This window comes from Vibrio mytili, assembly GCF_000830505.1.
Lineage (GTDB): Bacteria > Pseudomonadota > Gammaproteobacteria > Enterobacterales > Vibrionaceae > Vibrio > Vibrio mytili.
The window spans coordinates 26,521-53,225 of the sequence record NZ_JXOK01000007.1; the positions used below are offsets into that span (position 1 = coordinate 26,521).

The window sequence follows — 26,705 nt, forward strand, 5'->3', positions numbered from 1 at the left end:
AGGACTTATTCTTAATTACAATGGCTCAGAAAGATGACACTATTAGCCGTTCTTGGTTGATAACACAAGTAAAAAAGCACAAGTCCAAGTTGATCGTTGCAAACTTAATCGCTGTTCTTGCAACCCTGATTAGTGTGCCAATCCCTCTTTTGATGCCATTGATGGTCGATGAAGTGTTATTGGATCAACCAGCCAGTGGCTTGGCTGCAATGAATACCATTCTCCCTGAAGCATGGCACACTCCTACGGGTTATATCTTTTTCACTTTGTTTTTAGTCGTGTTGATGCGAGCAGCTAGTCAAGCGCTCAACATCCTCCAAGGCCGGCAATTCACGCTAGTCTCGAAGACCATTACCTTTGAAATGCGAAGTAAAATGATCGACAAACTTGGTCGCATCAGTATTCGCCAATATGAAACCAAAGGTAGTGGCGGAATCAACGCACACCTTATCACTGACATTGAAACCATTGATAAATTTATTGGTTCTACTTTAGCAAAATTCGTTATCAGTTTTTTGACCGTGATTGGAACGGCAATTGTACTGCTGTGGCTTGATTGGCGGCTGGGTCTGTTCATTCTACTGGTCAACCCTGTTGTTATCTATTTTTCTCGTAAACTCGGCAGCATGGTCAAGCACTTAAGCTTAAGGAAAACCACTCTTTTGAAATTTTCCAAACTCGTTTGGTCGAAACCCTAGATGGTATCTATCAGCTGCGCGCTGCGAATAAAGAACGTGAATTCCTCCAACAACTAAAAAATAACGCCGATCAAGTTCGGATAGACGCAGACAAGTACGCTTGGCAATCGGAAGCTGCTGGCCGAGTCTCTTTCCTACTGTTCTTGATTGGTTTCGAATTATTTCGTGCAGTTGCCATGTTAATGGTCCTGTTCAGTGACCTTACGATTGGTCAGATTTTTGCCGTGTTCGGTTACCTGTGGTTTATGCTCTCTCCTGTTCAAGAATTACTCGGCATTCAATTTTCTTGGTATAGCGCTAAAGCGGCGTTGAAACGTATTAATGACTTGTTAAAACTTGAAGAAGAACATAGGCCCGTGTCCAAAGTTAACCCTTTCGGCAGCCATCGAGAAGTTGACGTGAAAGTTGAGAACGTTGATTTTTCATACAATAATGAACATAAGGTTTTGAATAACCTCTCCTTGCATATCCCGGCAGGGAAGAAAGTCGCATTGGTTGGAGCAAGTGGCGGTGGCAAATCAACCCTCATTCAATTGCTCATTGGTGTTTATAGCCAAAACTCCGGAAGCATTCGTTTCAATGATGAACTCACTGAAGATATTAGTTTTGAAGTAATCCGCGACAAAATTGCCGTTGTATTACAGCAACCTATACTATTTAACGATACCTTGAGGCATAATCTTACTCTTGGTGGGGACTTTGATGATGTGTCATTATGGCGGGCGCTTGAAGTCGCTCAACTCCAAGATGTTATTGCGCAATTGAATCATGGCTTAGACACAGAGATTGGCCGCAACGGGATTCGTTTATCTGGCGGGCAACGTCAACGCCTCGCGATTGCGAGAATGGTGCTGAGTAACCCTCAATTTGTTATATTAGACGAAGCCACTTCTGCATTAGATACCGCGACAGAGGCAGCACTGCATAAAGCATTAACTGAATTCTTACACGGCAGAACAACATTAATCGTCGCACACCGCCTATCAGCAGTAAAGCAAGCGGACTTAATCTATGTGCTTGAAGATGGCAAAGTGACGCAAACAGGAACCCATGGTGAGTTAGTTGAGCAAGAAGGCTTATATCAAACATTATATGGAGGCATTCAGTCTCACGCATAACTGCTGTTATCTAGAGAGGTCGTCATGACGGCCTCTTTGTCCAAACACGCCGCGTCATCGAAACACGAAACAGAAACCCGTGGCGTTCGCTTGTGTCAAGGCTGTGAATTAGCCGTTGATGTCGTCGAACTTCCGAGCGGTAAACATGCCTATTGCCCTCGTTGCGGAACTCAACTCTATCGCGGTGGGAGCCCAAGCCTTTCAGGTAATCTCGCTATTGCAATAACATGCCTATTACTTTTTATTCCATCCCATTTTTTTGATTTCATCAGTATTCGACTGGTTGGCGTGATGATTCCCGCCACACTTCCTGATGGTATGCTTACGTTAATGGACGAAGGCTATGTCCTACTCGCGTTGCTGATTATGTTTTGCAGCTCTCTTGCACCATTAACCGTTTGTGTATCCGTTGTAACCGCACATTTATCAATGCACCTACGCTGGTTCCGAGGATTAAAAACGTCGCTTTGGCTGATACAACATCTGAAACACTGGGTGATGTTAGATGTGTTTTTGGTCAGCATTGCGGTCTCGTGCTTTAAACTTCAGGACTATTCGGATATTTTCGTTGGCCCTGGGCTTTTTGGATTGGTATTACTGCAAATATTTACGGTTCTGCTCGTTTCTCGGATTAGTGTGCGTCGCTATTGGGAAACATGGAGGCCCGAAACAAGCTTTGATTTCTCACATAAAGACATACACTGCCATGAGTGTCACTTATCTCAACCAGAGAACAGTCACTGTCGCCGATGCGCTCACAAACTGTATCATCGCAAACCCCAATCGATACAAAAGACCTGGGCATATTTGATTGTGGCGACCATTGCGATTTTCCCCGCTAACTTAATCCCTATTTCGGTATTATTAACCAATGGTAGACGACTGGAAGATACGATTTTTTCTGGCGTGGCGTCGTTAATAAAAAGCGGTATGTATGGTATTGCTATTATTATTTTTGTGGCCAGCATTGTCGTTCCTGTGATTAAAATTCTTGGATTGGCGTATATCATGCTGTGCATCAAATTTAAACGTTCGGTGTTTAAACGACAACGAATGATGATTTACTTTGCAGTAAAATGGATTGGTAAATGGTCAGTCATGGACTTGTTTGTTATTTCAATCATGATGACCTTAGTCGATCGCGGGCAAATACTCGATTTTACACCCGGGTACGGTGCCGTCGCCTTTGGTGTCGTGGTCGTCTTTACCATGCTTGCCGCTGATAGTATCGATCCAAGACTTATCTGGGACCAAACCCAAAAACAATCAGAAAAAGAGTCAATGAATGAGTGATCAGAACAGTTCTCAAACCTCATACGTGCCTGAAGTTAAGAGGAGCAAGGGTATATCTCCCCTTTGGCTTCTGCCTATTCTCACGATGATATTAGCTGGCTGGCTTGTGATGAAATCCATCCATGATGCAGGACAACGGGTACAAATTTACTTTTCAGATGCAGCAGGATTAGTCGCAGGACGAACAACCATTCGTTATCAAGGCCTCGAAGTCGGTATGGTTCGTGATATCAACTTAACTGCTGATCTTGGCAGCATTTATGTCGATGCCGACATATACCCTGAAGCTACCAAACTACTTAACGATAAAACGCGTTTTTGGCTCGTCAAACCGACCGCGAGTATCTCCGGTGTTTCGGGTCTTGATGCGCTAGTTTCCGGTAACTACATTTCGATTCAACCCGGTAACGGTGAGGAGTTTGAAACCACCTTCCACGCATTAGATTCCGCACCGACAGATTTGCGGGTTACGCAAGGCCTAAATATTCAACTCAAAAGTCGCGATTTAGGTGGCGTCTCTGTGGGCTCTCAGATTGTGTATAAGAAGATCCCTATCGGTGAGGTATATAGCTATCAGTTGGACGAAGATGCAAAGTCAGTGACCATAAGAGCGAACATACAAACTCAATATCAACACATTATCAATAGTCGCAGTCGTTTTTGGAATGTTAGCGGCATCGGGGCCAACATCGGCTTTGACGGTGTCGATGTGCGTATGGAAAGTATGAGTGCCTTGCTGGGCGGTGCCATTGCCGTTGACTCTCCTGACGATGGTGAACCAGTAGAAGAAAACACGCAATTTCGTCTTTACAAGGACTTAAAAACCGCGGGTCGAGGCATTGCTGTTAAAATCGCATTGCCGGATGATAACAACATTAGCAGCGCTGGTGCGCCTATTATGTACAGAGGCATTGAAGTCGGCCAAGTGACAGACTTAAGCCTCTCTGACGGTAGAGAAGTGATATTAGCATCAGCGGCTATTCAACCCGCATTTAGCGATATGCTCACCACAGGTACTCGCTTTGTTCTTGAGGAAGCAAAAGTGTCGCTCTCTGGAGTCGAAAATATATCGAACTTGGTTCGGGGTAACTTCCTTACCATTGTTCCTGGTGAGGGTGAGCGTTCTCGTCAGTTTACTGCGATTCGTAAAAACGTATTTAACCAACAACAGCAAAAGTCGATCGCCATTCGACTCGTTTCTGACAACTCATTTGGTCTCGATAGCGGTGCCAATATACTTTACAAAGGCGTAGTAGTCGGTTCTGTTATCAAAGTTGGACTGACAGACAGTGAAAAGCAGACTCAAGATGAAGTCTTTCTCGATGTATTAATTGATCAGGAATATAAGCACCTGATTAAATCCAACAACCGCTTTTACGTTACTGGCAGCGCTTCTGCAACCTTAACGGAATCTGGATTGAGTGTCACCGTTCCACCAGCGAAACAACTATTAACCGGATCAATCAGCTTTGTGAGTGAAGGTGCGAACGAAATACAAAAAGAATATCAGCTGTTCCAAAACGAATCGTTAGCAGCATTGGCCCATTACAACCTAAGTGGATCCAAAACGTTAACCTTGTTTGCGCCCGAACTCCCCCCTATTTCAAAGGGCAGCCCTCTACTCTATCGTAACCTTCCAGTTGGCAGTGTGGCAGATTTTCGTTTAGTCGATGGTGGCGTAGTGATTCAAGTCAGCATCGAAAATCGTTTTTCTCACCTGCTCACAGGACAAACGGTATTTTGGAATCGCTCGGGTATAGAGATAGATGCATCGCTTGCAGGTATTAGCGTCAAAGCAAACCCACTGAAGTCCCTGATCCAAGGTGGCATCGCGTTTGATTCAGTTCCAGGTATCGACAATAAAATCGGTGATCGCTGGAAGCTTTACGCCGATCAAAACCAAGCGAGAAAATTCGGACGCGTTATTTCACTGCTCACTGATGGCTCTCAAGTCGTCACTAAAGGTATGCCTATCGAATATCAGGGCGTCAAAGTCGGTGAAGTGACGCTCGTGGTACCCAACTTTCAACGTAGCTTAGTAGAAGTGACCGCACGTATCTTACCGGAGTATGTCGATGATATTGCGGTCGAAGGATCGCATTTTTGGCTAACTGAACCAGAGATAGGACTTGGTGGGGTCAAAAACTTAGCCGCATTAGTTTCTAAGTCGATCAGTGTTGTACCGGGTACGAAAGGCCGTCGTAAATTCAACTTTAAGCTAGAGAACGGTTTCCATCGCGTTCCAGGGGTAATGTTCACACTTCAGAGCGAACATAGAGGGTCTGTACAAGTCGGTACACCGATTCTTTACCGCCAAATGGAAGTGGGACAAGTGACAGACGTGAGCTTAGGGGAATTTTCTGACCGAGTCGTCACGACCATCAAAATCAAACCAGAGTTTGCTTATCTTGTCCGGCAAAATAGCGTCTTTTGGAATGTGTCAGGTGTCGATGTATCCATTGGCCTAACCGGAGCAAATATCAAAGCAGGCACAATTGATAGCCTCGTACGTGGTGGCATTGCTTTCTCCACTCCAGAGCAAACCGAGTTACCGCCAAAAGCGAAGCGCGGCCACTCTTTTTACTTATATCCTAAAGCCGAGGATGAATGGGTACAGTGGCGCACTCCGATTCCCAAGCCATAACGCGAAATACTTAACGTCAACAACCTGTTTATTCACTACCTAATAAAGAGCAGTCACGCTGCTCTTTTTGTTTGCCTATTCGTTTCTTACCTACTTTCGTATACTATTCGCAACAACGCATGCAACTCGCATCAAATTGTATTTTCGCAACAGATATCGTGACGAGGCTTCACTTTGCACCCTAACGTTTACATCCCAGATGCCTTTCTGGAAAAAATTCAAACTATCCTGCCATCTAATCTCAACATGGAGGACTTTGTCTCTGCATGTCAAAGACCGTTACGTAAAAGTATTCGCGTCAATACGCTTAAAATCAGAGTTGAAGATTTTATTGCAAAAGCATCGGCAAAAGGATGGGCGTTATCTCCCGTACCATGGTGTAAAGAAGGCTTTTGGATCGACGCCGACGAAACGAGCGTTCCATTAGGAAATACCGCCGAGCATATGTCGGGGTTATTCTATATTCAAGAAGCCAGCTCAATGATGCCGGTCTCTGCACTCTTTATGGACGAAGACTCTTTTCACTCCGTTCTCGATACGGCAGCAGCTCCCGGTTCAAAAACAACACAGATTGCCGCATTGATGCAAAATGAAGGTGTTTTAGTTGCCAACGAATATGCCGCCAGCCGGGTCAAAGTTCTGCACGCCAACATAGAGAGATGTGGTGTACGAAACGCTGCGTTAAGTAACTTTGATGGACGTGTCTTTGGCGGATGGCTACCTGAGCAGTTTGATGCGGTACTTTTGGATGCCCCGTGTTCAGGAGAAGGTACGCTTCGTAAAGATGAAGACGCCATGAAAAACTGGAGCCAGCAATCTGTACTTGACATTGCAGAGACACAAAAAGATCTTATCGAAAGCGCATTTCATGCACTAAAACCTGGAGGCGTGCTGGTCTACTCAACCTGTACTCTGAGCACAGAAGAAAACCAACAAGTTTGCCACCATTTAAAAGAGACATTTGGTGACGCGGTAACGTTTGAAAGTTTAGACGGTTTGTTTGATAAGGCGAACGAGTCACTGACTACTGAAGGCTTCTTACATATATTTCCACAAGTCTACGACTGTGAAGGCTTCTTTGTTGCTCGGATACGAAAAGTGATGTCTGTCGATGCTCCGACAGTGAAAAAGCGCATGGGTAAATTCCCCTTCTCTAAAGCGTCAAAAAAAGAATCCATCGATGTTGCAACACAACTTAAATCAGCTTTGGGGATAGATCTTCCTGACGAGTGCACTATTTGGCTGCGAGATAAAGATGTTTGGTTATTCCCGAACGCTCTGGAACCCATGATTGGTGAACTGCGATTCTCCCGAATGGGAATAAAGATCGCAGAAACACATAAAAACGGCTACCGATGGCAACACCAAGTGGCTACTGCTCTCGCTAATGGTTCGGAGGCCAACGTTATAGAATTAACAACCGAAGAAGCACGTGAATGGTATATGGGGCGCGATGTTCGTCCAATGCATATTCCGGAAAACATCAAGCTCGGAAAAGGTGAGGTTTTTGTCAAATACCAAAATACCGTTATCGGCATAGGTAAGTGGGTCAGTAATCGCGTTAAAAATGGTTTACCTAGGGAGTTAGTTCGAGATAAAAACTTATTTTAACCTGTGGTAATACTATAACTAAATGAAAAGCCATCATATTTATGATGGCTTTTTGTTTTGTAGCACGGAAAACGTCTCAGAGCCCTAGCTATCTGGGTTTGCTGTACTAAACTCAAGTAAACTAAGTCGTATTTTGAGACGTTCTTTTACTGGATATTTTCCCCGAAAATAAAAAATAAAGTTTAGCGTAGGCTCCACGGAGCCATTTTCCCCTAGGCCCAAAAAAAGGACGACTTTGGGCCGTTTTTTTTTTGCCTTCTACTTATTATCTTTTCTTTCGGTTTATCTTTTTCTTTCGATGTAGATTAAGTGTTTTGTCTTGCTTATTAAGCCAAACGAATATTAAACCAGACGTATGCCATCTTTTTCAATAATGATTTTACCCTGCTTATATAGACCGCCGATTGTCTTTTTATAGGTACCTTTACTCGTACGAAAGGCATCAAATATCGCATCAGGGTCAGATTTGTCATTGAGAGGCAGGAAGCCGCCTTTCTTTTCCAGTTGCTCAAGAATTTTGCTAGACAAATCGTCCATTTTAGCAATGCCAACTTTTTGCAGCGCTAAATCTATTTTTCCATCTTCTCGGATCTGCTTAATAAAACCTTTCAGTTTTTTACCAATGTACAACTTACCAAATACATCTGATGGAAATATCATGCCCCAGTGTTTGCCGTTCACAATAGCTTTATAGCCAAGCTGGCTGCGCTCCGCAATGATCAAGTCGACTTGCTCGTTTACTTCATAATTTGCAGGCGTCTTATCCAACCATTTGTTGAACTTTGTTGTACCGACAATGCGCCCAGAAGCGTTATCTGTGTAGACATACACTAAGATGGTTTGACCGGCAGAAAAACGCGTTCTCTGTTCACTAAATGGCACTAAAAGGTCTTTTTCCTTAATGCCCCAATTCACGAACGCACCAGTGCTACTCACACCTTCAATTTTCATTAAGCCCCACTCGCCCACTTGGGCAATCGGCTTGTCAATGGTCGCAGCAAGTTGGCTTTCTGAATCGAAGTACAAGAACACGTCGATGTAATCACCAAGCTCAGTCCCCTCAGGAACATACTTATTTGGCAACAAAACGGAACCGTAATCGTCTCCATCCAGAAATACGCCAAAATCAGCCTGTTTAATGACTTCTAAGCTGTTAATTTGACCAATTTTAATCATGGATTTTGTCTCTTTGTAAATTTACTTTGAATTATACCTAAACTAACAAGAAAATCAGAGAGAAAACCACTCTGCTCTGTTATCCTATTTGGGATATCCCCAAATAACCTCAAGATGTTTGGAGCTTTTTTTGGTCACCGTTGATAAGCAAGATTCTATTACATTAAAAATCAGTCACTCGCTAGCAGAGAGTAAGAGTGTCGACCTTGATATTTATTTCTTCGTCCCAGGTGAACTTGGCCTCAACTCCGATATCCTTACTGAGTCAGAGTTTTATTACACTTACATAACTCAACAACGTTCATATTACAGTACAGAAATCATGCTTCCGCTGGTTCATAGTCGACTCGCAAAACGAGGCCATCTATCCAATCAGCAATATCGCGTAAGTTTGAGCTTATTTGCCTATCAATATGTCATTGCCTTAGATAAAGCGGTTGCGAGTTTAAACAAACTTGACCCGAGTTCTGTCACCGAAGACGAAATTGATGAAGTGATCAAACTGACGCTTGCCATTCTAAAACGACTTCGACGATCCATTCCCTACGAAGAAAATTTAAAGCGCTATTACGTGAACATTGACAACTATTTGTCTTGGTACACCGAGCAAAAATTTTTATCACTCATTGCTCATTTGCCGCGCGGTGGTGACTACAGCACGATCAAGTCCCGTTTAATCACCTTGTGTGAAAAGGAACAAGCACACAGAAAATTGAACAAATACAACTCATCAAAAGTTGTTGATAATGTAATTCGCCTGTCGAATAAAATGCGTTTGTTAAGACGCTTAATTGAGCATCCTATTGTGCTGCGGGAGCAAACCATTTCAATGGGAAACAACATCAAGCGCGCAATTAAGGGGATAGCGACTGGCTTGGTGATGGTCGTTGTCACCTCGACCGTAATCTTGGCACGTGACTATCTAGGAGAAATTTCTGCATCGTTTATTATTGCTTTGTCTTTTATTTATGCGCTTCGAGAAATTTTTAAAGACGATTTACGTGATGCAATGTGGCGTTGGATTCGCAAAGGTAAACCGAAATGGCGCAAGAAATACATTGATCCAACTACAAAAAAAGTGGTGGGGCGAAAATTAGAGTGGCTTGATTACAGAACGTTATCAAAGCTACCAGATAAAATTAAAAGCATTCGTAAAAAACGCATCGTTCAACGAGAAGAAACTATCCTTCATTACCACGAAAAAACGGAGATGGCGACCTCGCTTTTCTTAAGCGGATACGAACAAACAAGAGAAAGTCTATACGTCAACTTGAGACCCATTTTCCGATTGATGGATAAAAGCTCAAATCGTGTTTACCACTTACATGAAGGGCAAGTAAGTAAAGAGTCGATAGAAAAACACCATTTAGTTAACGTGATTGTCAAAGAAGACAATCACAAAGACGAGCCAGTATACTATCGATGGAAAGTCGTGATGAATCGTTCAAAAATTGTTTCCATCGAACAGATCCATCTGACCTAGCCACAGTTTCCTTTAACTTTAAGCCGCTTGCTTGGACTCTTGAGTGACTTTTTTTATTGAAAGAGTTAAGTGAAATTCGGCCATAGGTTCATCACCATGCAAAGTTGGGCAAAGCGCGATAATTTTTACATCTCGATTCACGCGCTCTCCCGTTGCCAGTGTGTGATCGAGCATTTGGTCAATGACATCCCCATCCTGACAAACAAAGTGCACATCTGCTTCTGGCCGCTTAAGAAAATCTGCCTTTACTCCTTTAAAAGCAAGTGATATTAACTCGCCCTTTTCTTTTGCTTTACTCATCGCTAAAAAACCACCCGCCACATCCGCACCAATTGCTAATGCGCCAAAATACATACTATTCAAATGATTCTTAGTGCGTTTACGCAGTGGAATTTTTACCTCTACATGCTGGCTATCAATCGCAATAATTCTGGGGCGACAAAGCCAAATTAATGGCACCTTTGTGAAACCAAAGACTTTAAGATACAAGTTTGCGCGTCTTACAGCAGATAACATTCTTTACTCTCCCTTCCGTTTGGCAGATTTTTGATGATGATGTATTCAACGCATCGCCCTACAAATCTCATTAGACCAGTTAATCAACGAAAGCCAGACATGTCAAAGAGATGTTAACGGAATGTAGATCTTAAACAGGTGTTTAGTTTATTTACTTCTTCTTCCATGATCACAACCCCCGGAAGGCCATGGAAAAGCCAACACTTGCTACAATTTTCCCGACAAATTAGGGTTTACGGCCGAAGAATCCAGCGAAGCAGTTTATTCCTGGCCCCAATTCCGTTATCTTTACTGCTTCGTAATAGAGAATAAAGCTACAAGATGCCTATAAAAACAGATGAATTGAGAACCCAACCTATGGGTCCAATGCCTACCCCCGCCGAACTCGGTAGTGCATATCCTATTACCGATGATGTGGCAGAGCGCATCGCGCAATCACGTCGTCAGATTGAAAATATTCTTGCGGGTGACGATGATCGCTTACTCGTCATCGTTGGCCCTTGCTCTGTCCACGATACAGAAGCTGCAATTGATTACGCCAAACGACTGAGTGACATTCAACATCAGTACAAAAACGAATTGTTTATTGTCATGCGAACCTATTTCGAAAAACCTCGCACAGTCGTGGGCTGGAAAGGATTGATCACCGATCCTAACCTTGATGGTTCCTATGCGCTTGAAGCAGGCCTACATAAAGCACGTAAGCTTCTTTTAGACATCAATAAGATAGGACTTGCCACGGCCACAGAGTTTCTAGATATGATTACTGGCCAGTATATTTCTGACCTGATTTCTTGGGGAGCCATTGGCGCTCGCACTACAGAGTCTCAAATTCACCGAGAAATGGCTTCTGCGTTGTCCTGTCCAGTCGGATTTAAAAACGGCACCAATGGCAATGTTAAAATAGCGATAGACGCCATCAGAGCCTCTAAAGCGTCCCACTACTTTTATTCACCAGATAAAAATGGACGCATGACGGTCTACCGTACCAGCGGTAACCCATACGGCCATATCATTTTGCGTGGTGGTGATAACGGTACAAACTTTGATGAGTCTTCGGTTAAACAAGCATGTGACTCGTTGGCTGAATTCGACTTACCACAGCGATTGATTGTGGACTTTAGTCATGCCAACTGCCAAAAACAACATCGAAAGCAAATCGATGTTGCTCGTGATATTTGTGATCAAATTAAGTCTGGTAGTACGCGCATTGCAGGCGTTATGGCGGAAAGCTTCATCCTAGAAGGCAACCAGCCTATGACAGACATTAACAACTTAACCTACGGTCAGTCTATTACTGATCCATGTCTTAGTTGGGACGACACTGTAACGATGCTAGATTTGCTAGCCGATGCAGTTAAAGCGAAATAATAACAACTTCATTAACTGAGGAATCTTCATGCCATCCTTTGATATTGTGTCAGAAATTGATTCGGTGGAACTTCGCAATGCTGTTGATAATGCGAATCGTGAACTGTCGACTCGTTTCGATTTTCGAAATGTAAATGCGAGTTTTGAACTCATAGAAGAAAACGTAAAAGTCGCTGCTGAAGGCGAATTCCAACTTAAGCAAATGCGCGACATCCTACGTGGTCATTTAGCTAAACGTAATATTGATGCCAATGCAATGGAATCCAAAGATCCAGAAGCGACGGGTAGAAACTGGCATCAGAATATTGTTTTCCGCCAAGGCATCGACACACCCACCGCAAAAAAACTGGTTAAGCTAATTAAAGAGGCTAAGTTGAAAGTTCAAGCCTCTATCCAAGGGGATAAGGTCCGCGTGACTGGGAAAAAACGCGATGACTTACAAGCAACAATGGCAGCGATCCGGGAAGCAGAGTTAGGACAGCCATTCCAGTTCAATAACTTCCGTGATTAAGAAGCCTAGTCAGTCAATAAAAATGCCGACGAATTGCTCGTCGGCATTTTTGTATCCACTCATATTTGTGTCCACTCAAGGTAGGTCACTTGGGCCTATCAAATAACAAGATCTTGCCCTTGTAGCAGCATGAACTCGCTGGTGTTATCAGGAATAAAGACACAAACACGCAAATTCTCTTGTTTCGCTTTTGTAAGCATATCCGATAATTGCGCCGCATTAGTAAAGGATTCTCTCTCTGCGTCCCTTCTTACCAGTTCCATAGCGTCGGATTTACACTTTGTTGAGTGCAAGGCTAACTCGGCTTGCTGCATGTAACGTACAGCCTTAATCGGCAACATTTCGAGATCTTTACCAACATGAATCCAAGTACAACTGCCCTTTTCATCCAGTGGACTCGCCATTGTAGCTTTATAGATGGTTTCTAAATCTCTATTGTCCCGGGCATTCTCTACCAACGGGTTCGCAAAAAACGCTTCCCAGAACTTACGGCGTAAGTCGACACTGGGTAAGTCAGCCTTAATTGAATTGCGCTTGGAATTGGCAAAGTCTGCCATTAGTCCCATATTTTGGGGCAAAATGGCTTCTAATTTTTCTCGAATATTTCGAATCAAGACAGGTGAAGCACCGCCACTTGAAATTGCGATTTGAATACGACCACGATTTATCATCGATGGGGTAATAAAATCACAATATGGTTTGTCATCGACGACGTTGACCAAAATCCCAAGTTCTTTCGCATCTTTATACACTTGATGATTTAAGTCAGGATTATCGGTGGTTGCCCATACTTGAATGAAGCGCTTTGTGACAATGTCACTTGAATAGAAGCGCTGTATCCATTCAACTTGGTGCTCTTCGGCCATTTTGGCTAAGTAATCCACTAACGTTGGAGACACAATGGTTACATCTGCCCCAGCCTTCAGTAATGCTTCAACTTTACGGCTTGCAACCTCCCCACCACCAACGATGAGCACAGGTTTATTAATTAAATCTAAGAACAGAGGAAAATATCGCATTTCGATCCATGATTACTTTGATGAACTATTGATTCCATGCTACCAAAAATGGGGCATGATCATCATCCCATTTCGACATTAGATATAATTTTTGTTCGAATTTCGCCGCAACTCAGCAGACCACTCTAAATTGTTGTTTTATTAGTAGGTTTTTATCCTTTCATTTCACCACATTTTATGTGGTTTATTCTGGTGCACCATATCGATCACCAGTTGCACTATTTACAAACAATTAACATTTCGTCATTCTAAGAGTCAAGGTATGCAGGACGCTACCTTAAAAACTTGATTTAAATTATATAATTGCGAATTCACAGATTCTTTCCTACGCTTAAGTCGTTGCTTTGTTGAACAGCGTTTCACCATAAATCAACCACGTAGGACAACAACACAAATAACTAGGACACACATTGTTCAGGTCGTCTCCTGATTTAACATGGATCATACAGGAAGGATACAAATGGCAAACAAACTAACAGTTCTTGCTTCCATCGTAGCGGCTTCTACTGCATGATGGCTACCTCAGCGCAAGCTGCAGACACTACTCTAGACAAAGTGACAAAACAGGGTTTTTTAAGCTGTGGCGTCAGTACAGGTCTACCTGGCTTCTCAAACCCGAACTCTAAAGGTGAATGGGAAGGCATAGATGTAGAGTATTGCCAAGCATTAGCAGCAGCGGTTCTTGGGGATAAAACCAAAGTTAAGTACGTACCATTGACTGCGAAAGAACGCTTCACTGCGCTGCAATCTGGCGAAATTGATGTTCTCTCTCGCAACACGACTTGGACGCTACACCGTGATACAGCACTTGGACTTAACTTCGTAGGTGTCAACTACTACGATGGTCAAGGCTTTATGGTGAAAAAAGAACTTGGCCTGACTAGCGCCAAAGAACTTGATGGCGCCTCTGTATGTGTTCAGTCGGGTACGACAACAGAGCTTAACCTAGCAGACTACTTCCGTAATAACGGCATGTCTTATAAACCTGTGGTATTTGATACCGCGGCACAAACTTCTAAAGGATTCGATTCTGGTCGTTGTGATGTGCTAACTACAGACCAATCCGGTCTATACGCATTGCGTTTAAACTTAGCTGATCCTTCCTCTGCTCAAGTCCTTCCCGAAATCATCTCTAAAGAGCCTCTAGGCCCCGTAGTTCGCCAAGGTGACGATCAATGGTTCAACATCGCCAAATGGACGCTTTCAGCGATGGTGAACGCGGAAGAATACGGTATTACATCTAAAAATGCGGATGAGATGTTGAAATCTACCGATCCAAACATCAAACGTATCCTGGGTGTCGATGGACCTAAAGGCAAAGGTCTAGGCATTCGTGACGATTGGGGCTATCAAATCGTCAAACAAGTCGGTAACTACGGAGAAAGTTTTGAGAGAACCGTTGGTAAGGGCTCTCCTCTAGACATCTCTCGTGGTGTTAATGCACTTTGGAATGCAGGCGGCTTCATGTACGCGCCACCAATCCGATAAAAATGAGCTGATCAGGGCGGTGTTTGCCGCCCTTTTTTGATCGTAGCCTGAATGAGTAAGGAACACTCATTAAGTCGGCCTGAAGCTTGTTAATCATCATCTATCAGTGTGCATACAGCTGAAGTCGGATGTGCAATAAGAGCGTCATGAAGACTGCAGGAGATTTTCTTATTCATACAAATGGTATTTATAACTAAGGTTTGAGGTTATCGCTGTATGAAACCGACGAAAGATGCATCGCCAAGTACGATGTCCAAACCAAGTGGAAATAAAAGCCTGATCTATAACCCAGCTTTTCGTTCCGCTATTTTCCAGATCATTGCCATAGCAGCACTGGTACTTTTCTTTTACACAATTGTTAACAACGCTCTAAATAATCTAGACGCACGAGGCATAGCAACAGGTTTTGGCTTTTTAAACCAAGAAGCTGGCTTTGGTATAGGGCTAACATTAATCGACTACAATGAAACCTACTCTTACGGTAGAACTTTTATCGTTGGTCTTCTCAACACTGCTCTCGTCTCCTTTCTAGGAATTATCTTTGCAACAGTGATTGGTTTCACCATGGGGATTGCTCGTCTCTCTACTAACTGGTTAGTGAGCCGCTTTGCCGCTGTCTATATTGAAACTTTTCGAAATATCCCACTTTTGCTTCAAATTTTCTTTTGGTATTTTGCGGTACTTCAGGCATTACCGTCCCCGCGACAAAGTATCAGCCTAGGTGAAGCTGTATTCCTAAATGTCAGAGGACTGTTTTTTCCTGCTCCTGTGATGGAAGACGGCAGTGGCATCGTAGTAGCAGCTTTCGTGATCGGCGTTATTGCAACCATCATCATTTCAATATGGGCGAAAAACAAGCAGCGCTTGACCGGTCAACAAACTCCGATGGGTCGTATAGCACTTGGCTTAATCATCGTCCTCCCTGTGGTTGTATACCTCCTAGCTGGAATGCCAATTTCTCTTAATTTTCCCGAACTGAAAGGTTTAACTTCAGAGGTGGCATCAGCATTATTCCTGAGCTGGCTGCGTTACTTATTGCACTGAGTGTTTACACCGCGTCCTTTATTGCTGAAATTGTTCGCTCGGGCATTAACGCCGTTAACCATGGGCAAACCGAAGCCGCGATGTCACTCGGCATTTCTCGCTCAAAAACACTGAAGCTGGTTGTCATTCCGCAAGCTTTACGAATCATTATTCCGCCTTTGACCAGTCAATATTTAAACTTGACGAAAAACTCTTCGTTAGCGATGGCGATTGGTTACCCTGACTTAGTTTCAGTCTTTGCGGGCACCACGCTTAACCAGACAGGGCAAGCGATCGAAATTATCGCAATGACGATGGGCGTTTACTTAACGCTAAGCCTCGTCACATCGGCGTTAATGAACTTGTATAACCGTAAAGTGGCATTGGTGGAGAGATAATATGAGCATACATCAGTTTCAGCCTGATCTCCCGCCTCCGTCGAATACGGTTGGTGTGGTTGGTTGGATGCGTAAAAACCTATTCAATGGTCCAGTCAATTCCGTCCTAACGATTGTTCTAGCGTATTTTGCGATTACCGCGCTTTGGAACATCGCCGACTGGGCGTTTATAAAGGCGGATTGGATCGGCACCACACGCGACGACTGCACCCGAGAAGGCGCATGTTGGGTTTTTATTAGTGTTCGCTGGGAGCAGTTCATGTATGGCTTTTATCCTGAAGCCGAACTGTGGCGCCCTCGCCTGTTTTACATCACACTTGCTATCATTACCGCGCTACTGGCGTACGAAAAAACACCGAAACGCGTTTGGTTATGGCTGTTTTTTGTCAATGTTTACCCATTTCTAATCGCTGCATTACTTTACGGTGGCGTTTTTGGGCTTGAAGTCGTCGATACGCACAAATGGGGTGGCTTACTAGTTACATTGATTATCGCACTCGTTGGTATCGTTGTGTCACTACCTATCGGTGTGGCGCTAGCGTTAGGTCGACGTTCTGAGATGCCGATTATTCGCAGTATGTGTACGGTCTACATCGAGGTATGGCGTGGTGTTCCATTGATCACCGTTTTGTTCATGGCCTCAGTAATGCTACCTCTGTTTATGTCAGAAGGTTCAGATACCGATAAATTGGTTCGCGCCCTGATCGGTGTTGTCATGTTTGCTTCAGCTTATATGGCAGAAGTCATTCGTGGCGGTCTACAAGCGATTCCCAAAGGGCAATATGAAGCAGCTGATGCGCTTGGATTAAGTTACTGGAAAAAGACCGGACTTATCATTTTGCCACAGGCGCTTAAAATCACTATTCCCTCTATCGTGAACACCTTTATCGGTCTATTTAAAGACACCAGTTTGGTACTCATCATTGGTATGTTTGACGTGTTAGGTATCGGACAAGCCGCAAACACCGACCCTGAATGGCTTGGTTTTGCAACGGAAAGTTATGTATTTGTCGCGTTAGTGTTCTGGGTATTTTGTTTTGGCATGTCGCGCTATTCGATATGGCTAGAAAATAAACTTCATACCGGTCACAAACGATAACTCATCAAGATCAAGGACGTATTATGACGCAACAACAAGACTACATGATCCAACTTAAGGATATGAACAAATGGTATGGTGAGTTTCACGTACTGAAAAACATCAATCTAGACGTTAAAAAAGGCGAAAAGATCGTTATCTGCGGACCTTCTGGTTCGGGAAAATCGACTATGATTCGCTGTATTAACCGGTTGGAAGAGCATCAAGCTGGGCAAATTTACGTTTCAGGTAACGAGCTGACCGAAGACTTAAAAAACATCGAGCCGTTCGCCGAGAAGTCGGTATGTGTTTCCAGCACTTCAACCTGTTCCCGCACTTGACAGTATTGGAGAACTGTACGCTTGCGCCAATATGGGTGAAAAAAATGCCCAAGGATGAAGCAGAAGCAATTGCAATGAAGTACTTAGAGCGCGTTAAAATCCCAGATCAAGCTGATAAGTACCCTGGCCAATTGTCTGGTGGTCAGCAGCAGCGTGTTGCTATTGCTCGCTCATTATGTATGAACCCGAAAGTAATGCTGTTTGACGAACCAACATCAGCACTCGATCCAGAAATGGTACGTGAAGTGTTGGATGTTATGGTGGAACTTGCTGAAGAAGGTATGACCATGCTTTGTGTTACGCATGAGATGGGCTTTGCCAAAGAAGTAGCGGACCGAGTGATCTTTATGGACGCAGGGGAAATTATCGAAGAAAATAATCCTGTCGATTTCTTCGAGAATCCGCAATCTGATCGCACAAAGAACTTCCTCGCTCAGATTTTACATCATTAAGTCTTTGTTTTAAGGTGTGAATATATAAGCACTGACCGCGATCGCGTCAGTGCTTTTTGGTACATGGCAAACGCAGTTGTTACACTATGCGAGACAGTAATATTGTGTTACAAGTTCCCGCATACATAACGCCTTATTTCCATTATTATTTTGTCATGGCAATACATGGTTAGGGCTTGATTTTTTGAACTTTCAACCCCATAAATGTACATATAAAGAAAGAAAGTCTCATATCGAGGAAGATTATGAATAGTCCAATGTTTACCCGCACTTCAACACAAGAAAGTGCTCTACAGACAAACAAAGTATTGCGTAATACTTACGCACTGCTTTCAATGACACTGCTATGGTCTGCTTTAGTTGCTGGTGTCTCCATGGCATTCAACTTGCCGCGACCAGGTATTATCATCATGTTGGTTGGTTTCTATGGTCTACTTTTCTTGACTGAGAAAAACCGTAACAACAGTCTAGGTTTGGTGTTTACCTTCCTGTTTACTGGTTTCCTTGGTTACACAATCGGCCCAATCCTGAATATGTACATAGGCGCAGGTATGGGTGATGTGGTACTGACCGCTCTGGGTGGTACTGCCCTATCGTTTATGGCGGCATCAGCTACGCGCTTACAACAAAACGTGACCTATCGATGATGGGTGGACTGATGTTGTCTCTATTTGTTGTGCTGGTGGTTGGTATGATTGCAAGCATCTTCATTCAATCAACAATCCTGCATCTAGCAATGAGCAGCTTGTTTATCGTGTTCTCAACCATGGCTATTCTGATGACAACACAAGGCATCATTCGTGGTGGTGAAACAAACTACATCTCTGCAACGATTACTCTGTACGTATCAATCTACAACATCTTCATCAGCCTACTAAGCATTTTAGGCATCATGAACGACGACTAATCGATACGTATTAAATGAAACTCCAAAAAGCCCGAAGCTTCAGAAGCTTCGGGCTTTTCTTTTCACTGGCGTTAAGGTTGTAGAACTCGCTACTTTGTCGCCATCAATGAATTAACCTTTTATATTTATGCACCTTTAAAAATACTCGCCCGGGAATATTCCCAACAAACCGCATACAAATTCAGATATGTGAATATGCTCATCCTGCCCGACTTATTCGTCGGTTTGTCCTTAAGTGCCTGTACGATTTCGCTCCGCTTAAAAGGTAGAGTTCATTAATTTGTTGAGAAGAACTATATGAGTGAGATAACCTATAGGCTTCAAAGAACAGTAACGGATAGAACAACATGTTCGTTTATAACGGCAAAGAAATTGAGACTGATGCTCAAGGGTACTTACTAGACCATACACAATGGGAAGAAGGTATGATTGAGTTGTTGGCAGAAGAAGAAGGCATAGAATTAACTGAGGCACATTTAGAGGTGGTGCACTTTGTAAGAGACTTTTACGAAGAATTCAACACCTCTCCCGCAGTACGTATGCTGGTAAAAGCAATGGAAAAGGCACATGGGCCAGAAAAGGGTAACAGCAAGTACCTATTTAAGCTATTTAAGAAAGGTCCAGCGAAACAAGCAACCAAACTCGCAGGACTACCAAAACCCGCTAAGTGCTTATAGCGCTATAATATTTTGAACCCGCGGAAAGGCTTATAAGAGGCACTTTCTTTACTGACGCTTTCTACTGTTGCTGTCCGCGGTCCCTGTTCGAGCCACTCGGAAAACTCAGCAATTTGCGCTTCCGTACCGCATGCCATCACCTCTACATCACCGTTGTTTAAATTCTTCGCATAGCCAGTCAATCCCAATGTCATACCTTGGTGTGAGGTTTGATAACGAAACCCCACACCTTGAACTAAACCTTTAACGATAAATCTTTCACACTTTAAGTTCATGTTTGTGCCGCTTCCATTCATTGAGTGTTATATTCGATACGTCTATTCACTTCACTAATAATAGTGGTTTTTATTAGGTTGTTATAATTATGAAAGAAATCCCATTTCGTTGGATTGATAAATATCTCATTCACTTAAAAATTCAAGAAAAGTTTTACTTACTCTTTATCCTACCATTGCTCACTCTCTCAATACTTACGCTAGTATTCAACGATGCAGCTAACACGATGTTCTCCAACGTCAAACAAGAGCAGCTTGTATTGATGAAAGACCTTATCGAGGCCGGTAACTTGTCTCAAGCACAAGTGATGGGTATTCTCGCGGACTCGACAACGATAACGCTAGGCGACGGCCCTAACGCTATACCCGTACTCGATGGCGCGTACAGCCTCACTGCAAACAATAACCAAACTTTATGGTCTGCGCTTTCTAGCATTCAAATCGGCATTATTGCAGTGAGTGTGTTGGTATTTGCTCTTGGTGTTTACTACATCATGACCTTCATCGGCGGCGCGATGTTCACCATGAACAAGGCACTCAACACATTAGCGAGTGGCGACTTGACTGCTCGTATGAATTTCTTCCCGGTACGAGATGAGTTCAGTGAAATCGCGATTACAATTGATAAAGTGGCAGAACGAGAGCAAAAGCAAGTTCTATCGATACAAGAATCCGTCGCGTTAATGCAGCAAATCAGCTCTGACCTAAATCAGTCCATTGTTCAGAGCTCTACGATTTCAAATACGCAGCAAGAGCACCTAAACTCACTAGCAAGTGCGACAGAACAAATGGCTTCAACGATTCGTGAAGTCGCCACCTTAGCTCACGACTCAAGCACACAAACAGATGATGCGCGTAATGTGGCACAATCGGGACAACTCAAAGTTGAAAATACACTTCACTCAATATCCAACTTATCTAGTGAAATACAATCTGCCTCTAAAGCGGTGGAAGATCTTGATGCAAATGCCGCAAAAATAGATGATGTCGTTACGACGATAAATGCTATCTCCGAGCAAACTAACCTACTCGCTCTCAATGCGGCAATAGAAGCCGCACGTGCAGGTGAGCAAGGCAGAGGCTTTGCAGTTGTTGCCGATGAAGTACGCGCTCTAGCGGGCCGGACTCAGCAAGCCACTGTAGAAATTCAGAACATGATTGAATCCCTTCAGCGCAACAGCCAATCACTGACACAAATCATGGGAGTGACGGTTTCTAATGCGAATAAAGGCCATACTTTAATGGATGAAGTTAATCAAGAAATCGGCTCTCTCGCGGATAAAAACCAAACCATTTCTGACAGCAGTATGCAAATTGCTACAGCCGCGGAAGAACAGGGTGTCGTCGCAGACAACATTGCGTCGAGCGTGGAAGAAATTCGAATCCAGGCAAACAGCGTTAATGATATGATCAACACCACGTCCCAAAATATCGATCAGCTACGTAAGCAAAGTGATTCCATGGAGTCATTACTTATTGGCTTGAAAGCTTAGGTGTAGTGAACCTTTCGGAGGTTCCTTTTTGTTCGAGATAATCACTTTAAAGGGTCACTTCGGTGGCCCTTTTCCTTTGCAACATTCCTTCTAAACCCATTCATTATTGCTTTTGCTGGCGACATCCCGGACAATACGCCCCTTTCAAAATTCAACAAGAGCTAAAGAAATGACAGCTGCTATCTATTTGGTAAAAGGTCGTGAGAAATCGGTTAAGCGTAAGCACCCATGGATTTTCTCTCGAGGCATCAACAACGTTGAGGGTGATCCCGCACTTGGCGAAACCGTTGATGTATTCACTCACGACGGTAAATGGTTAGCAAAAGCGGCATACTCACCGGAATCTCAAATTCGTGCTCGTATTTGGAGCTTTGAAAAAGAAGACATCAACAAGGCGTTTTTCGTTAAACGTTTTAAAGACGCACAGCTTCTGCGTGAAGATGTGATTGAACGCGATGGCCTAACAGGTTACCGATTAATCGCAGCTGAGTCTGACGGTTTACCTGGCATCACAATCGACCGCTACCAAAACTTCTTTGTTTGTCAGTTGTTAAGTGCAGGTGCAGAATACAATAAACAGGCAATCGTAGACGCGCTTGTTGAGTGTTTCCCTGAATGCAATATTTACGAACGTTCTGACGTTGCGGTCCGTAAAAAAGAAGGTTTGAAAGAAACGACAGGCGTTTTACATGGTGAAGAGCCACCAAAATCTGTGGTCATCGAAGAGAACGGCGTGAAAATCAGTGTTGATATCGTTGGTGGCCATAAAACCGGTTTCTACCTAGACCAGCGCGACAGCCGTCAGCAGTCCATGAAATATGTCAAAGATAAAGAAGTCCTAAACTGTTTCTCTTACACTGGTGGTTTTGGCCTCTATGCTCTTAAAGGCGGCGCAAAACGCGTGATTAACGCGGACGTTTCTCAGCCTGCTCTGGACACGGCTAAATTTAACGCTGAATTGAACGAGTTTGATATTTCCAAGAAGCGCGCTGTTTTCCTAAACGCAGACGTGTTTAAGTTGCTGCGTGAGTACCGCGATCAAGGCACTAAATTTGATGTGGTGATTATGGACCCGCCAAAATTTGCCGAAAGCAAAGCGCAACTTAACGGTGCATGCAGAGGCTATAAGGATATCAACATGCTAGCACTCCAGATTATAAAATCAGGGGGCACGTTATTAACTTATTCTTGTTCTGGGTTAATGGACTTAGCGTTATTTCAGAAGATTATTGCAGACGCGGCTATTGATGCAGGTCGGACGGTTAAGTTTGTTGAACGATTTGAACAGGCTGCTGACCACCCTGTAGACACAGCATACCCAGAAGGTTTTTACCTAAAAGGCTTTGCGTGTAAGGTTCTTTAAAACCTAACGTTACGTTGAGAATAATAAAAAACGGAGCGTATTTTCGCTCCGTTTTTTATTATATGCCTACCTCAAGCCATTACTCTCTGAGCTGCTCTAAATTACTCATCAAGCTACTTGCAATATCAGCAGCAGACGCACCATCAAAGTTAATGTCCAACTGTTGACCACTTTTACTAATCGTTAATGTTGAATGCCCTACTGCTTCGGTTACCGACAAGCTTATATCATTAACTTGACCGGAGAAGTCACCAGACTCAAAATCTTCGATAAGTGTCGATATATCAGTACCAGATACATCGTCAAACAGATCTCTGAACTCAAGTTTGTCCCCTTCTGACGCATTAAAGTCCGTCACTGAGTCCACTGCGGACGCCATTTGAGTCCAAACAAAAACGTCACCATCGCCTCCACCAGTCAAGATATCGTTACCTAACCCCCCCACAATGATATCTTCACCAGTATCTCCAGAAATAATATCGTTCCCTTCACCACCGAGTAATATGTCGGCGCTTGCTGTCCCGTTAAGAACATCATCACCATCACTGCCAACCCCTAGGGGGCTGCCTGCGCTGGCGGTCACTGAAACAGTAAGCGCACCTATATCAAAATCACCATTTGACGACTCAGTTCGATAAGAAATTCGTGCACTATCGCCATCATCGAGACTATTGGAAGGGATGAATACAATCTGGTTATCTACGATCAGAACCTGACCTTGCTCGGGATCGACCACCGCATCTGCAAGTACTAATGACTCACCACTCCCTTCATTCGTATCGTTCGCTAATACGTCAACAAGAATAGGCGTTCTTTCAGGCGTAGAGGCGCTATCGTCAACAGCCTGTACAGAATTTGGTTTGAGATCAAAGACCACTGTTTCTGCAACCTGATCGCCATCAGTGTCGGTTAACACATAGTCAAAATCAAACTGAGTTGCTGTTGTGATAGAAGAGGCAAAGAATGTATATTCACCAGTCATCATATCAATGACTACCGAATTTTTATCATCGATGACAAACGTTACACGTTTTTCCAAGTCATCGACTAATGTCGTTACACTGGTAGTATTTGAGGCATCATCTACGGTAATCGTCGTACCATCAAATGTAATGGTAATGCCACTAGAATCACCATAGTTCACCGACGCCACATAACCGCCGTCTGCGCCAAATAGTGATGAACCAGCTCCAACAATATCAGAACCCAACACGCCGGATATTGGAGTAACAATTGATTGAATCAATATCGCTGGCAAGGTGCTAATATCGGCCACAACCACTGGATCTATTTGTTTTCCGACTTCTCGGTTCGCATCGTAAGCAATGGGATCCAAATACTCAGTCGGTACCCCTGTACCGATACCGTACGCCAGTGCAGTTACATCATGCTTTTCGAGCTGTGATTCCCAAGTACTTTGTTCTGATGAGTTAACCTGTCCTGAGCTTGGATTAGGTGCGCCATCAGACAAGAAATAACTGACATTATTACCATTCTCAATAATCTCAGAACTACCCCAAATGGCATCGTCACCCGCCAAACGTACAGCATCATCGTAATCAGTGTTGCCACTAGCATTAAGGCCATTAATCAGTGCAATAGCTTGGTCGATATCCATCCATATCGACGTTGAATCATTAGGTAATGTATTATCTGCCAACGCACCGTTTGCTGTAAGTATATTGGCATCGCTATTAAAGAGTGTTATTTGCGCTTTGGTTTCGCCTAATAATTGGTATTCCAGCAGCAAAGCAATCGCTGCACTTTTAAGCACATCTAATCGCGAGGTTGCAACGTTTTGATAAGAACCCGTAACAGAATCTCGATCCATTGATCCTGATACGTCCAGTATAAGTTGTACGTTTGTTCCAACCGTTTGCGTGGCGTTCACATTTTCAATGACGGACTCTGCGACAGGTGAGTCATCTTCAATTGAAACGGTTGCCGTTGCTGTTGCCGTCACACCTAATTCATTCGACGCGATAACGGGTACATCAAGCTCAATCACATCCTCACCACCACTGTCAGGATGATCCACCTTACCCAGTAATTCGGTGGTTATATGTCCTAGATCATCCACTGATACCGTTATGATTGGCTGGCCGTTTGCAGAACCTGTAAGCGTTTTGTCGTTGTTAGACAATACCCAGTCTAAGTTATCTTGATTACTTGAGAGAAGTGTCGTCGGTAAACCTAATGTCACGGTCTCAGTCGTTGCACTCAAAGTCAGAGTATTACTATCACTGTCAGAATTGGTTGTATCGGTAAAACCCGCTAATGCGCTACTATCGACATTCGCACCTGTTAAGCCTTCTTCAGACACACTCAATGTGACGCCAGAGATACTCGGCGGAATGGCTGGCGTAACAGCAAAAGACCCAGAAACACTGTCCCCATCAGCGTCTGTCACAGTATACTCAAAGTCAATATCTCCATCGCCGATAGGATCACTTAGCGGTTCATACTGAATGAACTCCCACCTTCCTGTACTTGGCGTAAATTGTACTTCGAAAGCAGTGCCATCATCGGTAGAGCCGACCAAACGGTTAGGGTTCTGTGGATCTACATAAACAGTAATATCGGAACCATCTGCTGTCTTCAAACCTGACTCAGCCCCCGTCAACATCGTTGTTCCTGGTCCATCCGCACCGTAGTTAGAGGTAATTATTCCTTCTGCAGACGCAATTGGTATACCACCATCAGAGCCAATGAAGGTAATTGATTTAACGGTAAAATCACTATTATCTTCGATATCAGGCGTATTACCATTGCCAGTAGCTTCTAAAACGATTTTATCAAATCCACCTTCCTGAACGGAAAAGTTTGCCGCAAAATCACCGCTTTGAGCGTCTGAAGTGAAAGCTTGCTGTGCAATCAATACACCGTCACGGTAGAAAGACGCTAACCCTTCTTCCAGCTCACCACCGAACATTTTGGCAAATTCAATTTCAGCGCCAAACGCGACTTTATCTCCCAAGTCAATAATGAGCTTTTCGGACACACCTTGCTCATTTGCAAAGCGATAATCGACTTCGTTAGGTAAAGCAAAGCCATTATTACCCGCGCTGTTCACTCCGATACCTTCCGCTGTTTGGTTAACTTGAGCGGAACCCAACATTGTCGATTCATCTGACAGGAACCCTTCAGCTGTAACCACAATGTCACCAAAAGTTTTGCTCAGGGAATCAGAGCTATTTCCGGAAAAGTTGACTTGTCCGATTAACACGTCAGGAGTATTTAAGCCTGTCACTTCAACCGCTTGTGTATTGTTTGCAACTGTTGGGCTATCATCTTCAACGACAATATTAAGTTTTTCAGTTGTGGTTGTTTGACCATCGCTGACTGAAATATCCAGATCGAAGTCGATAATATCTTCAACATCGTTAACTGGATGATCAAGAGGCTCAAACAGTGTAAAGGTATAGTCCCAAGAACCTTGTCCGGAGGCGGCAGGCTCGGAGAGTACAACAGTTGCAACAACAGCCAGGCTTGCAGTCGAAGCTGTCAATGTTTGAGTGCTACTATTCCATACCCAAGATACTACCTCACCACCCGAGGTAAGTGAGTTTGGCCCACTCAAAACAACAGAAACATTTGTCGTATCCGGATCCGCAATAGTAAATGAACCTGCAAAGGTTGTTGAGTTTGTTGTATCAGCGGACTGAGGCGTCTGTGGATTATCATCAGGATTCGCAAAAGGAAGTCCCTCTTCCGAAACCGTTGCGTCCGTGATATTAGAAATTGATGGGGGAGCATCATCGTCGATGATA

Annotated in this window: 15 protein-coding genes and 5 pseudogenes; 15 read left to right on the forward strand and 5 right to left on the reverse strand. The window is 43.7% G+C overall.

What is annotated here, in order from left to right; genetic code table 11:
- The first annotated feature begins 20 nt into the window (after nt 1-20).
- The 4 genes and pseudogenes from SU60_RS03365 to rsmF all read left to right on the forward strand — a co-directional run bounded on the left by SU60_RS03365 (nt 21) and on the right by rsmF (nt 7,364).
- Nucleotides 21-1,816 (forward strand): annotated as a pseudogene (locus SU60_RS03365) (ABC transporter ATP-binding protein).
- Between the two features lie 24 nt (nt 1,817-1,840).
- Nucleotides 1,841-3,109 (forward strand): paraquat-inducible protein A, encoded by a 1,269-nt coding sequence (locus SU60_RS03370; RefSeq protein ID WP_052481472.1) that lies wholly within the window; start codon nt 1,841-1,843, stop codon nt 3,107-3,109.
- Nucleotides 3,102-5,753 carry an MlaD family protein gene (locus SU60_RS03375; RefSeq protein WP_041154319.1) on the forward strand — a complete coding sequence of 884 codons (2,652 nt, stop codon included), beginning with the start codon at nt 3,102-3,104 and terminating at the stop codon, nt 5,751-5,753. The genes SU60_RS03370 and SU60_RS03375 overlap by 8 nt, the downstream gene beginning before the upstream one ends.
- Before the next feature lie 174 nt (nt 5,754-5,927).
- Nucleotides 5,928-7,364 carry a 16S rRNA (cytosine(1407)-C(5))-methyltransferase RsmF gene (gene rsmF, locus SU60_RS03380; protein WP_041154320.1) on the forward strand — a complete coding sequence of 479 codons (1,437 nt, stop codon included), beginning with the start codon at nt 5,928-5,930 and terminating at the stop codon, nt 7,362-7,364.
- A gap of 342 nt (nt 7,365-7,706) precedes the next feature.
- On the opposite strand, the gene SU60_RS03385 is transcribed toward rsmF, so the two are convergent.
- Nucleotides 7,707-8,540, reverse strand: a complete 834-nt coding sequence (locus tag SU60_RS03385) for a CvfB family protein (protein ID WP_041154321.1) — start codon at nt 8,538-8,540, stop codon at nt 7,707-7,709.
- Nucleotides 8,541-8,670: 130 nt separating this feature from the next.
- Between SU60_RS03385 and SU60_RS03390 the strand changes: the two genes are divergently transcribed.
- Nucleotides 8,671-10,023, forward strand: a complete 1,353-nt coding sequence (locus tag SU60_RS03390; protein WP_041154322.1) for a hypothetical protein — start codon at nt 8,671-8,673, stop codon at nt 10,021-10,023.
- An 18-nt stretch (nt 10,024-10,041) separates the two neighbouring features.
- On the opposite strand, the gene SU60_RS03395 is transcribed toward SU60_RS03390, so the two are convergent.
- A complete protein-coding gene (locus SU60_RS03395) occupies nt 10,042-10,539 on the reverse strand; it encodes a DUF4442 domain-containing protein (RefSeq protein WP_041154323.1) in 498 nt (165 codons plus the stop codon).
- A 321-nt stretch (nt 10,540-10,860) separates the two neighbouring features.
- On the opposite strand from SU60_RS03395, the gene SU60_RS03400 reads away from it, so the two are divergent.
- Complete coding sequence (locus SU60_RS03400; RefSeq protein ID WP_041154324.1) at nt 10,861-11,910, forward strand: 3-deoxy-7-phosphoheptulonate synthase; 1,050 nt, start codon at nt 10,861-10,863, stop codon at nt 11,908-11,910.
- A gap of 28 nt (nt 11,911-11,938) precedes the next feature.
- On the forward strand, nt 11,939-12,421 hold the full coding sequence (locus SU60_RS03405; protein WP_041154325.1) for a YajQ family cyclic di-GMP-binding protein: 483 nt from the start codon (nt 11,939-11,941) through the stop codon (nt 12,419-12,421).
- Between the two features lie 98 nt (nt 12,422-12,519).
- On the opposite strand, the gene SU60_RS03410 is transcribed toward SU60_RS03405, so the two are convergent.
- A complete protein-coding gene (locus tag SU60_RS03410) occupies nt 12,520-13,440 on the reverse strand; it encodes a precorrin-2 dehydrogenase/sirohydrochlorin ferrochelatase family protein (protein ID WP_041154326.1) in 921 nt (306 codons plus the stop codon).
- A gap of 460 nt (nt 13,441-13,900) precedes the next feature.
- Between SU60_RS03410 and SU60_RS03415 the strand changes: the two are divergent.
- The 6 genes and pseudogenes from SU60_RS03415 to SU60_RS03440 all read left to right on the forward strand — a co-directional run bounded on the left by SU60_RS03415 (nt 13,901) and on the right by SU60_RS03440 (nt 19,804).
- Nucleotides 13,901-14,928 (forward strand): annotated as a pseudogene (locus tag SU60_RS03415) (amino acid ABC transporter substrate-binding protein).
- A gap of 216 nt (nt 14,929-15,144) precedes the next feature.
- A pseudogene (locus SU60_RS03420) lies at nt 15,145-16,349 on the forward strand (amino acid ABC transporter permease).
- A 1-nt stretch (nt 16,350) separates the two neighbouring features.
- Nucleotides 16,351-17,448 carry an amino acid ABC transporter permease gene (locus tag SU60_RS03425; protein WP_041154327.1) on the forward strand — a complete coding sequence of 366 codons (1,098 nt, stop codon included), beginning with the start codon at nt 16,351-16,353 and terminating at the stop codon, nt 17,446-17,448.
- A 23-nt stretch (nt 17,449-17,471) separates the two neighbouring features.
- Nucleotides 17,472-18,220 (forward strand): annotated as a pseudogene (locus SU60_RS03430) (amino acid ABC transporter ATP-binding protein).
- 245 nt (nt 18,221-18,465) lie between these two features.
- A pseudogene (locus SU60_RS03435) lies at nt 18,466-19,127 on the forward strand (Bax inhibitor-1/YccA family protein).
- 347 nt (nt 19,128-19,474) lie between these two features.
- Nucleotides 19,475-19,804 carry a TusE/DsrC/DsvC family sulfur relay protein gene (locus SU60_RS03440; protein WP_014231912.1) on the forward strand — a complete coding sequence of 110 codons (330 nt, stop codon included), beginning with the start codon at nt 19,475-19,477 and terminating at the stop codon, nt 19,802-19,804.
- Nucleotides 19,805-19,806: 2 nt separating this feature from the next.
- On the opposite strand, the gene yccX is transcribed toward SU60_RS03440, so the two are convergent.
- Nucleotides 19,807-20,079: an acylphosphatase gene (yccX, locus tag SU60_RS03445; RefSeq protein WP_041154328.1), complete on the reverse strand. Its 273-nt coding sequence runs from the start codon at nt 20,077-20,079 to the stop codon at nt 19,807-19,809.
- An 89-nt stretch (nt 20,080-20,168) separates the two neighbouring features.
- Here yccX and SU60_RS03450 point away from each other — a divergent pair, with 89 nt between their 5' ends.
- On the forward strand, nt 20,169-21,572 hold the full coding sequence (locus tag SU60_RS03450; protein ID WP_041154329.1) for a methyl-accepting chemotaxis protein: 1,404 nt from the start codon (nt 20,169-20,171) through the stop codon (nt 21,570-21,572).
- 169 nt (nt 21,573-21,741) lie between these two features.
- Nucleotides 21,742-22,935 (forward strand): class I SAM-dependent methyltransferase, encoded by a 1,194-nt coding sequence (locus SU60_RS03455; protein ID WP_041154330.1) that lies wholly within the window; start codon nt 21,742-21,744, stop codon nt 22,933-22,935.
- Between the two features lie 79 nt (nt 22,936-23,014).
- Here the strand turns inward: SU60_RS03455 and SU60_RS03460 are convergent.
- Nucleotides 23,015-26,705 (reverse strand): Ig-like domain-containing protein (locus SU60_RS03460; protein ID WP_041154331.1); only part of this gene is annotated, 3,691 nt, incomplete at its 5' end.

What these genes read in the sequence shown, in the direction of transcription:
- SU60_RS03400 (WP_041154324.1), top strand. Translation starts at nt 10,861, where the DNA reads ATGCCTATAAAAACAGATGAATTGAGAACCCAACCTATGGGTCCAATG.
- SU60_RS03375 (WP_041154319.1), top strand. Translation starts at nt 3,102, where the DNA reads ATGAGTGATCAGAACAGTTCTCAAACCTCATACGTGCCTGAAGTTAAG.
- yccX (WP_041154328.1), bottom strand. Translation starts at nt 20,079, where the DNA reads ATGAACTTAAAGTGTGAAAGATTTATCGTTAAAGGTTTAGTTCAAGGT.
- SU60_RS03440 (WP_014231912.1), top strand. Translation starts at nt 19,475, where the DNA reads ATGTTCGTTTATAACGGCAAAGAAATTGAGACTGATGCTCAAGGGTAC.
- SU60_RS03410 (WP_041154326.1), bottom strand. Translation starts at nt 13,440, where the DNA reads ATGCGATATTTTCCTCTGTTCTTAGATTTAATTAATAAACCTGTGCTC.
- SU60_RS03385 (WP_041154321.1), bottom strand. Translation starts at nt 8,540, where the DNA reads ATGATTAAAATTGGTCAAATTAACAGCTTAGAAGTCATTAAACAGGCT.
- SU60_RS03395 (WP_041154323.1), bottom strand. Translation starts at nt 10,539, where the DNA reads ATGTTATCTGCTGTAAGACGCGCAAACTTGTATCTTAAAGTCTTTGGT.
- SU60_RS03425 (WP_041154327.1), top strand. Translation starts at nt 16,351, where the DNA reads ATGAGCATACATCAGTTTCAGCCTGATCTCCCGCCTCCGTCGAATACG.
- SU60_RS03450 (WP_041154329.1), top strand. Translation starts at nt 20,169, where the DNA reads ATGAAAGAAATCCCATTTCGTTGGATTGATAAATATCTCATTCACTTA.
- SU60_RS03405 (WP_041154325.1), top strand. Translation starts at nt 11,939, where the DNA reads ATGCCATCCTTTGATATTGTGTCAGAAATTGATTCGGTGGAACTTCGC.
- SU60_RS03370 (WP_052481472.1), top strand. Translation starts at nt 1,841, where the DNA reads ATGACGGCCTCTTTGTCCAAACACGCCGCGTCATCGAAACACGAAACA.
- SU60_RS03455 (WP_041154330.1), top strand. Translation starts at nt 21,742, where the DNA reads ATGACAGCTGCTATCTATTTGGTAAAAGGTCGTGAGAAATCGGTTAAG.